General features: G+C 41.8%; 9 protein-coding genes. 7 read left to right on the top strand and 2 right to left on the bottom strand.

Annotated elements, in window-relative coordinates; translation table 11 throughout:
• Positions 1–3: 3 nt before the first annotated feature.
• The 5 genes from KFT32_RS24315 (at position 4) to KFT32_RS24335 (ending at position 6360) form a co-directional block, all read left to right on the top strand.
• The gene (locus KFT32_RS24315) at positions 4–660 is read left to right on the top strand and encodes a TadE family protein (protein WP_211749997.1); all 657 of its coding nucleotides are present in this window, start codon (positions 4–6) and stop codon (positions 658–660) included.
• A 26-nt stretch (positions 661–686) separates the two neighbouring features.
• Positions 687–2891 (top strand): hypothetical protein, encoded by a 2205-nt coding sequence (locus KFT32_RS24320; RefSeq protein WP_211749998.1) that lies wholly within the window; start codon positions 687–689, stop codon positions 2889–2891.
• 36 nt (positions 2892–2927) lie between these two features.
• Entirely contained in the window at positions 2928–3929 is a 1002-nt protein-coding gene (locus KFT32_RS24325; protein WP_249436110.1) for a TadE family protein, read from the top strand.
• 16 nt (positions 3930–3945) lie between these two features.
• A complete protein-coding gene (locus tag KFT32_RS24330; RefSeq protein WP_211749999.1) occupies positions 3946–4470 on the top strand; it encodes an A24 family peptidase in 525 nt (174 codons plus the stop codon).
• A 63-nt stretch (positions 4471–4533) separates the two neighbouring features.
• Positions 4534–6360, top strand: coding sequence for a DUF6382 domain-containing protein (locus KFT32_RS24335; RefSeq protein ID WP_211750000.1), 1827 nt, complete (start codon positions 4534–4536; stop codon positions 6358–6360).
• On the opposite strand, the gene KFT32_RS24340 is transcribed toward KFT32_RS24335, so the two are convergent.
• Positions 6357–7250: a TIGR01777 family oxidoreductase gene (locus KFT32_RS24340; protein WP_211750001.1), complete on the bottom strand. Its 894-nt coding sequence runs from the start codon at positions 7248–7250 to the stop codon at positions 6357–6359. The genes KFT32_RS24335 and KFT32_RS24340 overlap by 4 nt on opposite strands.
• A gap of 286 nt (positions 7251–7536) precedes the next feature.
• Positions 7537–8007: a DUF2621 domain-containing protein gene (locus tag KFT32_RS24345; RefSeq protein WP_283246469.1), complete on the bottom strand. Its 471-nt coding sequence runs from the start codon at positions 8005–8007 to the stop codon at positions 7537–7539.
• A 338-nt stretch (positions 8008–8345) separates the two neighbouring features.
• Here KFT32_RS24345 and KFT32_RS24350 point away from each other — a divergent pair, with 338 nt between their 5' ends.
• Complete coding sequence (locus KFT32_RS24350) at positions 8346–9473, top strand: deoxyribonuclease IV (protein WP_211750002.1); 1128 nt, start codon at positions 8346–8348, stop codon at positions 9471–9473.
• A 35-nt stretch (positions 9474–9508) separates the two neighbouring features.
• Complete coding sequence (gene purU, locus KFT32_RS24355) at positions 9509–10402, top strand: formyltetrahydrofolate deformylase (protein ID WP_211750003.1); 894 nt, start codon at positions 9509–9511, stop codon at positions 10400–10402.
• The last annotated feature ends 73 nt before the right edge of the window (positions 10403–10475 follow it).

Genomic DNA, 10475 nt, shown 5'->3' on the forward strand with positions numbered 1-10475 from the left:
AAATTGAAAAAACATTTAAAAAATGACGAAGGGAGCTTCACCTTTGAAGCCTCCCTCGTGTTTCCTGTCATTTTGTTCACGTTATGTCTGCTCATGTTCTTTTGCGTTTTGCTATTTCAAAAATCGATGTTATCTCAATACGCCTCCGCATCAGCAGAACGTTCTTCATATAGCTGGGAGAACAGTCACAAGGAACCGAAGACAGGAGCATTCCCAGAGAGCGAATACGATCGTTTGTACTGGAGATTAGCCGATGATCACATGCTAGGTTCACTTTTCGGCACATTTGGAGCGGAATCTACTTCCTCTATACCGGTTCCTAGTGAGGTAGCAGAAGGAAATCTTACGGCACAGAAAATGAGCCAGACGACTACATCTTTACCGCCGGCATACAGTGGGACTATGGAGTATGAGAATAAGCTAATGAATCGTCAGATAACAACGAAGATAGATCAATTCGTTTCATTACCTATGATAGGATTTTTGCTTTCTCCAGATCGCAAAATTTATTTTTCAGGAAGAGCAGCTGTTGTCGAGCCAGATGAATTTATTCGCAACATCGAGTTGCTTCGATATTATGGAGCGCGATTCTCTGGAATGGGAACGCCCGGGAATCCATCAGAAATTGCTCAAATACTAGAAAAACTGATGGGAAAATAAACGAAGATGACGGGAGGAGGAAAGGATTGTTTAAAAAGGGGGAATCGGAATCCGGAGCGGTGACAATTTTTCTGGCATTGGTTTTGGCGGTCATTTTTATGTTCGTTGCTGTATTCATAGATTATGCAAGAATCGCCGCAATGAAAGTTCAGACCGAGCGATTGTCTCATGCTGCTGTACGTTCAGTTATGTCCTCTTACATGCCAGAACTTCAGCAAAGATACGGTTTGTTTGCACATAGTGGGGAGCAAGGAGATTTCATTATGTCTAAAGTACTGAATGACAGTACGAAGCCGATTCCGCATAAGGATGGCGTATCCATTATACCGATGGAGCTAGATAGTTCAGGACTTAATTTTGAACGTGAACTCGGCAAGTATGATCATTTTAATCAACAGATTCAGGAAGAGATGAAGTATAAAGCCCCTGTCGATTTTTTATATGAAGCCGTCACTAGGTTTAAGCCGCTCTCTGAGGAACTGAAACAGGCTGCTCATAGTGTTGATGTCCTTCGAAAATTACAGAAATTGTATGATAAGCGGGAGAAGCTGCTTGAGCAGGCGATTGAGAAAAGAAGAGAAGCAGCACAAATGGCTACAGCAGTTGCAAAAAGGGTCATGGATCCCCCAAGTAGTTATTTTAGTGACAGTCCGCTAGGAGGGAACATTCGTACGTTGGCAGATGGAGCTGCAAAATATAGTGATTATTACTCTAAATATACAGAGGATGAGGCAAGAGAGCCGATCAAAAGAATCTATGGTGTGGAGCTAAGTGAATATCGGATGGAGCTATCACGCGTATTGCTTCAAGTAGGCAAGGCCCGAACTGAGGCAATGAACACACATAAGCAAAAGATTGATGAAGCGAACGGACTCATACAGGAAGCGAAGCAGCTGAATGAACAGATGAGGCAAGTCATTAAGGATGGAGAGGCAAGAGCTGCTAATCAGGCGTATGACAAAGTAGGACAGGCCAGTACGCCAGGCAAGGGCATACCGGCATCGGGAAATCTGAATGGAGAAGAATTGCGTAAAAAAACAGAAGAGCTGTTACGTAAAGATTCCGAGTTTACTGCTTTTATCGAGAGTCAGAATCAGCAGTTAACAGAATTCGCAAATGCAGATCAAAAAGTGGCCACTGCCGAAACTTCGCTTCGCAATCTAACTGACGGTGACTCCTTTCATAAAAGAAGCGTGGTGCTATCGGCAAATAAGGAAATCGACCGATATATGGATAGCTACGTAAGATCAGGTGGCAGTAATTTGATAGACCAATCGGCGAAACAAATTGATGATTACAGGGCAGCTGATAAAGAAAGAGCTAAGGTAGACAAACAGTCCCAGCAGAAACTGAATGAAGCCCAAAATAAAATCAAATTATTAGTGGCTACGGCAGGACTTGAAGAGAGCACAAAGCAGTTTAATGAACTCAAAGGTTATTACGATGAGAGTATTACTTTTAATCAAACTAGCAGTGAAGAGTCAGTTGGCACAGAAATGTCCGATGATCCCTACGATGCTGGCGGTGATGCGATGGCAAACATGGATCAGATGTTTGGAGGTATGGCAGGGTTTGTCGATGTCCTAGGAGATGAACTATTTCAGAATGAATATGCAATGCATTACTTCAGATCAGTTGATCTATCTATGTTAGCAGGAAGCAAGACAAATAACAGTACACTAGAACCGGAAGTTTTTTTTCTACCAGAGAGTCAGGAACTCGAGTACATTATTTACGGTTTTCATAACCCTTACGGAAATATTACGGCAGCATATGGTGAGGTGTTTACAATACGTCTTGCGATACGAACGATGGAGGGCCTTGTAGAGAGCAGTAAACTTGGTAATCCGCTCCTTATTCTTTCCAAAGCGATCCTCTATGGATTAGAACATGCGCTTGCCGACATGACGTCCCTTGCTGACGATGGAAAAGTAGAATTGTCCAAATATGCAAAGCAAATATCAGTAACCTATCGAGATCATCTACGCTTATTTCTGCTTGCACACAGTAATAACGAGAAGAAAATGTCACGAATGATGGCTTTGATACGCTTGAACACCGATGTTGATCTAACGAAAACATATACCTATGCATCAGGGGTGACAGGAATGAGAATGAAGTTATGGTTCTTGCCTGGAATAACCAAAATGTTAGGAGTCATTTCCGGAAGTGCTGACCGTGTTGAGAATGGTGATGTCTATATCACGCTTCAGTCGGATTACTCCTACTAGACTTTCCAGTTCATAATTATTAGGGGCTAATAGATAATGAGAATCCAAAATAAGCGCTATAGACGGAGTAATAAGAAAGACAATCATATGATGTCGGACAAGGGGAGTATTGTACTCGATGCTTCTCTCGTCATGCCCATTTTTCTTTTTTTTATTGTATTTCTGATTTATTTCGTTCAGATGACTTTGTTTGTAACTGCCTTGCAAACGGCTGCATCGGAAACAGCAAAAAAGATATCTGCGCATATGTACCCTGTATCTCTCGCAGTTGATGCGGCTGGAGCAGTAGATTCGGGATGGAATGGTATGGGACTCCCAGGTTCAGGTGATGGAGGGATTTTTCCTATTCCTGAGTTGTCTCTTACCGATATGGTTGCAAAATATGCTTCTGCGCTGCCCGAACCTATTGGTGAATGGGCTTCTATGGCAGCTGCAAGTGGAGAAGCGCCTCTTCTACATCTGCAAAGTTCTGCTTCGGAAACCGTTCTGGACCCAGTTATTAAGCCGCTGATCTCTCCTGTAATCGAGAATACCGTACTCGAATACGACCGGATTCATGTAAATGGGATTGATTTACCGAATCTCAAAGAAAATACAAATCCATATTTTGGCGTTGAGCTAACGTACGAGTTGCCGCTCAAAGTACCTTTTATAGGGAAAAGCATTCGAATCCAGGCTAGTAGCAAAGAGAGAATCTGGATTGGCGCTACGGACGAAGGAACATCAGAAGGGGATGGAAATTCAGACTCAAAAGGAAATGTTTCACTTTTGTCTAAGCCAGAACCGGCTTATATAGCTAGGCAGGCAACCATTCGTGCCAAAATTACGCCAGGGGCTTCTGCAAACTTGTCGGTTTTTTACAAAACAGGGGAGAGCACTGCGAAGCATGTAGGGTGGGCTACGGCAGACGAGAATGGGTATGTGGAGTGGACCTGGTTTGTGGGTACGAGAACAACGCCAGGAACGTGGCCATTTGTTATTGAAACAAGTGACGGAGCTAGGTTGGAAGTTATGTTTGAGGTTGCTTCAAAGTCATAAAGGAAGTGGATATGTTATGGAAATGGTTTACTATGGATGTGGAATTTTTGTATTCGCTGCGTTTATTACAGACATCAGAACAATGCGAATTCCGAATCTATTATCCTTGTCAGCTATGATTAGTGGGCTGATCGTACATTTGGTTATGGACGGGATACAAGGAATTCTGATGAGTATAAGCGGACTTGCTACTGGTTTTGGAATGATGTTTGTACTTTATCTCTTTGGGGCGGTGGGCGCAGGAGATGTCAAAATCTTCGGGGGTATTGGTGCATGGACAGGGGTCTTGTTTACGGTTCAAGCTATGGTGTACTCCATTATTATTGCTGGTGCGATTGGTTTCATTATTTTGTTATGGAAAAAACAGGCCGTGCAAAGATTGGGTAAGACGATCTTATATATAACTGGACGAATAGTTCCAGGGATTGTACCTTCTAGTTCAGATCACACCTACCATCCGATTAAGGAAGGACTCCGATTTCCCTTTATGATTGCCGTGTTGCCTGGATTTATTAGTGTTTGCGGCCTTTATTATTTGTAAAGTAGCTTTCAGTTGATGACCTCTATAGGAGTATAACGGGTTTGCGTACAAAGGAGAGACGTTATGATTGGCTTAAAACGAGATTTTATACATAACGGTAAAGCAATGATGACGATTGATAAAACAGGAGGGTTTATTCGGAATGATCTGAGTGAGGTACAGCTGCAAATGCTTATTTCGAATGCTGTTCCTGGTCATCTGGGGATGTCCATTAAAGAAATTAATCAAGAGGTCACTTTTATCTATGATATCACGGGTAAAAAAATGCTTTCCCAAACGGCAAGATATGAGAAGCTAACTTTAAAAGGACTTTTTCAACTGCTCTTGCAAGTAACTCAAACCTTACTTTCTTGTCCTCAGTACATGCTTGATGAACAGAGGTATGTATTACACGAAGACTATATTTTTACTACGGATACACTAGAAGAAGCGAAAGTTTATTTATGCTATATTCCTGCCCCCTTTGAAAAGGAAGTAGAATCTGTACCCCTCCAGCTGAACCAAATGGTCATCAGGTTGATGCTTTACGTCAAAGCGCTTGAGGGCTCGGGCATCCAAAGAATTATTCAACTCTGCAATGACAGTAATTTTCAGCTTGTGAACTTGCAGGAACTTTTGACTGAATTGCTGCTGAGTGAGTCAGAAGTAGAAGGTAAATCCTCTGTAAAAACGGATATTTCACAAGACATGTTGAATCCACATGCTTCTTTTGACAACAGGGATCAGACGAAAACTCAAAACCCGCTAAATGGGCCCGGTAATGTTATAGCTGGATTACAGAGATCTACATCGATTCCTAGAACTAAAATTTCCGAATTGCCTAATCGTTCAAGCCAGGTCTCTCATTCATCAGTTCCTTTTAAGAATGCTCCATTTGAGCAAATAGGCTCATTACGTCCTGATTCAGCAGCAGATTCTATGCGTGGCACGATACTTTCTAAAGAAGATGAGGAAGTAGATACAAAACCTTCTAAACCTATTTATTACTGGCTGGGAGGGCTACTCGTTGCATCTATAGTATGGAGATTTATATATATGGATGAGCCAACAACGGTAAGACTTGCAATTTGTGTTGTTTTGACAGTAGTTCTAGCTGTTGCGGCTTATATGTTATCGGTAGGGAAACTCGTTTTAGGTAAAAAAACGAAAAAAGATGTTTATTCCACGAGCAGTGATTTCCCTGACGTTGAGTCTTCTTCTTCCTTCCCCTTATTTCAGGGGCAACGAGAGGAGACTTCCACACCCGTATTAGGAAAGCGAGGGATTTTTGGTGGTAAGGATAAAAACAAAGAAAATACCGAGCCGTGGCGCTGGAACACAGAGACTCAGCATGGTGATGAATCTTACCGTGAAATGAATATTCAAAGTTCAAATACTTCTTACAAATTAGAAGCGCTTGGATCAAACCTTTCTTTTTCAGCATCAGAAGCATTAGAAAATGGATCTAGTGAAACAGCAGCTAGTTACTACGATTCTTTGCGTCATAATACCCAGCTGCTGAATTCTTCCCATGCGCAGGCAACGGTTCTTCTTACAGATTCAGTACAAAGTGCTGATAACCCAGCTCAGTCCGCTATCCTAACCTCAAAAAAAGGCATATTGGAACGGCAATCGCCCCTTGGATCAGTAGAACGAATTGAACTAGGTACAGGGAGTTTTATTATTGGACGTTCTGAGGAAGTGTCCCAGTTCGTGGAGAATGGGAAGGGAACTTCTAGGGCTCATATTGAAATCAGCGCATCCAAAGACCAATACTGCATCAAAGATTTGAATTCCATGAACGGTACGTTGTTGTTAGACAAACCAATGGTTCCCTATAAGGAATATCCACTCGAAGAAGGGGATTTCTTTATAATTGCTGAGACCAAATATACATTTCATTATGTTTAGTTATCTTGAAGCTGAGTGATCGCTTCTTTCAAGCGTGAATAGTCAAAGCGAAAGGCATATTCCTGAGCTTTATCAGGAAATACTTTTTGACCTTCTAGAATTAGAATAGACATGTCGCCAAGCAAAGCTTTCATCATAAAAGAGGGAACAGGAAACCAATGCGGACGGTGAAGAACTTCTCCGATCGTCTTCCCGAATTCTTCATTAGTGACCGGATGTGGGGAGGACGCATTCATAGGACCTCTCATATCAGGAGTACGCACAGCAAAATCAATTAGCTTGATCATATCCTGGATATGTATCCAAGAAACCCACTGCTTCCCATCCCCAATAGGACCGCCGACTCCTATCTTATAAGGCATTCTCATAAGAGGGAAGGCACCTTTATTGCCAAGCACAAGGCCGGTTCTAATTTTAACTAGTCTTGTGTTTGCAAATCTTTTTTCAGCCGCATCTTCCCACTGTATACACACATCAGATAGAAAATCTTCAGTTGTTACTGGTGAATACTCATTAAACGTATCTATTCGAGATGTTCCATAAATGCCGACGGCTGAAGATTGAATCACGGCTTTAGGCTTGTTTTCTAATCGATCAATGATATCTCCCAATTGATGAACCGAATCAAGGCGAGATTGAAGTATTTTTGTTTTTGCTTCGGCCGTCCATCGCTGATTCAGTGATTCTCCGGCCAGATTAACGACTGCATCCAGTGACTCAAGTAGATGGGGATTACTAGCCCATTCATCCCAGGTAATATATTGGTACGAATCCGTATGGTTTTCTCTAACTTTTCTCGTAACAATGAAGACTTCATGCCCTTGTTTTATCCAGTAGTTAGCAAGTTGACTTCCTATAAATCCGGTGCCCCCACATATGGCAAGCTTCATTTGATATATTCTCTCCCATCTTATGGCTATATTCTATATAAACCATTACCAATACATACGTCCCACTCTAAAGATGAAATATACATTTTACAAGAATAACGAAGCTATGTTTCATTACAATTGATAATCAGGATTAGAAGTTCTGATGATAATAAAAAAAGCCTTCCTAAATACTAAGAAGACTTTTCAAAAATGTAGCAGTTGTTTACCCAACCCAGTAGATCGTTGAGTCAAGTTATGTTGCTCTTGTCGTTACCAGGTTACATAGCAGTTTCATGCATCTTACTTATTTATTCATTAGATGTTTGTAAGGTTTGTAGTCGATTTGTTTCTGATCAAGAAACGTAACAAGGAACCGGTTATCTCTTTTGGGTGTAGCTACAATATATCCTTTAATACAATGATCTCTTGTCACTTCCTCAGCACCTTGCTGGAGAGCGATCTTACCGATCTCGGCTGCAATGGAATGTTTAGCAATATCACGAAAAGGACCCGGTACGGGCTGAACCAGCTCGTCCAAAAAACTTTTTGCATCTTCCGTCCATAAATGACGGCTTGCTTCTACCCAGTGGTTCTGCCAATCCAGCTTGGATTTGCCATCCGCCTTCGGAAGCACTTTCAAAAACTTTCGAAACATAAAAAAACCACCAACGACCATACTTCCTAGCATGATAAATCCCCAAAAAACAAGAGAGTTCATAAACCAATTGCTAGGCATGACCGTACTTAACTTTCCGTTCATCAGGATAAAGTCCATATGAATCACCTCAGGGATAAAGTAAGATAAAAAATGAAAATGGCTTCTAATCGTAGAAGCTGATCTGCCGTGTTTAAAATGAAACTATTATGTAAATGAATTCTTGATGAGAGACCTTTTTGTTAAAATTGTCCTATTTTTGAATTATAACGCAGAAATGAACATTTTTCGATAGATACAAAGAAGATTGCTCATTCGTTAGATGTAAGATTCACTGAATTTGCGGGCAAAGATGAAGGAAAGATGAGAGGCATATGTTACATACGAGTATCATATTGCTTGGCTATCATAATCAAGTTACAATTAACTTTACATTCTAAAATCTAGGGGGATAAAAGATGCTTAAAATCGGTTCTCACGTGTCCTTTTCGGGCAAGGGCCTGCTAACAGCTACGGAAGAAGCGTCATCGTACGGTTCTTCTTCGTTTATGATATATACGGGTGCTCCGCAAAATACGCGCCGTAAACCAATGGAATCTATGTTCCTTGAAGAAGGTAAGCAAGCAATGCAAGAAGGCGGATTCGGTGAAATTGTAGTGCACGCACCATACATCATCAATCTTGGTTCTTACAAAGACCATACCTATGAACTGGCAGTAAGTTTCCTTCAGGAGGAAATTCGCCGTACGCATGCGATAGGAGTAAAAAATATCGTGCTCCATCCGGGGGCTTTCACTGACAAAGATGCAGATTACGGTATTCAGCGTATTGCAGAAGGCTTAAATGAAGTATTAAATGGAGTTCAAGAAACAGACGTGAATATCGCGCTTGAGACGATGGCAGGCAAAGGTACAGAGATCGGGCGTTCTTTTGAAGAACTGGCTCGTATTATTGATAAAGTAGAACGTAATGAACGTTTGACTATCTGCATGGACACTTGCCATATTCACGATGCCGGATACGATATTGTAGGCGATCTAGATGGTGTTCTTGAACAGTTCGATCGCACGGTAGGTCTTGACCGCATTGCTGTCGTTCATATTAATGATAGTAAAAATCCAACGGGAGCGAAGAAAGATAGACATACGCCGATTGGTGCTGGTTGGATCGGATTTGACACCATTAACCGGGTTGTTCATCATGAGCAGCTCAAAGGTCGTCCATTTATACTCGAGACACCTTGGATCGGAAAAGATGCCAAAACGCAGCGTCCTATGTATGAAGCGGAAATTGCTTTACTGCGTGGAGATGTGACTGCACGTTTTGGTGAAGGGTTCCTAGAAGACGTTGAGAAATTGAATCATTTCTTCACAGGCGAAAATATTGAATCCCGCCGTTTTGTGCTGGACACATGGACACTTCTCAAAAATGATGCAAAAGCGAAAAAAGCAGATCCGCGTGAACCGCTTGATCGCTTGTATGATATGGTTGCTAATGCGGCACTGTTCCCTGAACTTACAGAGGAGCAATTAAATCATCGTTTGATTGGGTGGCTTGCTGGCAAAGAAGCGATGGTGAAAGCTTAGGTTTTGATTTAAACCAAGGGGGAGAAATTTCATTAATGGATATTCACGCTAAACACGCACAAGTTAGGCCCACACATATTGATCGAGCTCGTATGCTAATCTCTTGTCCGGATGGACCGGGGATTGTAGCAGCGGTCTCTAAGTTTTTGTTCGAGCATGGAGCAAACATTATACAATCTGACCAATACTCTATGAATCCAGATGGCGGTATGTTCTTCATGCGAGTGGAATTTGATCTTCCGCAGCTTTCTAGTCGTTTGCCTCAGTTAGAAGTAGACTTTCGTGCCGTAGCTGAACAATTTCAAATGGAGTGGTACATTTCCGATGTCGCAAGACGTAAGAAACTTGCTATTTTTGTATCCAAAGAAGATCACTGCCTTGTTGAACTTCTGTGGCAATGGCAGGCAGGGGATCTAGATGCTGATATTGGACTTGTAGTAAGTAACCACCCTGATATGAGAGATTATGTGGAGTCATTCGGTATTCCATACCATCATATTCCAGTGACTCCGGATACGAAAAAAGAGGCCGAACAACGCCAACTTGAAGTGATTGGCGAGGATATTGATGTTATTATCTTGGCTCGATATATGCAGATCATATCACCAACCTTTATTGAGCATTACCGCAATCGTATTATTAATATTCACCATTCCTTCTTACCGGCCTTCGTCGGTGGTAAACCCTATGCGCAAGCGTATAGCCGCGGTGTCAAACTGATTGGAGCAACAGCTCACTATGTTACGGAAGAGCTGGATGGCGGTCCAATTATTGAGCAGGACGTGGAGCGGGTAAGTCATCGGGATGATGTTCCTGAGCTAAAAAGAATCGGCCGCACGATTGAACGTGTTGTACTTGCTCGTGCGGTGAAATGGCATGTGGAAGATCGGATTCTTGTTCACGAGAACAAGACAGTGGTTTTTAACTAGAATAAGTGAATCAATTTCATAATACCTTTAGTTGCTTCAATCAAGAGTATATATAGATCAAAATGGTTTAGTT

It is taken from the genome of Paenibacillus sp. Marseille-Q4541 (genome assembly GCF_018310695.1).
GTDB lineage: Bacteria > Bacillota > Bacilli > Paenibacillales > Paenibacillaceae > Paenibacillus.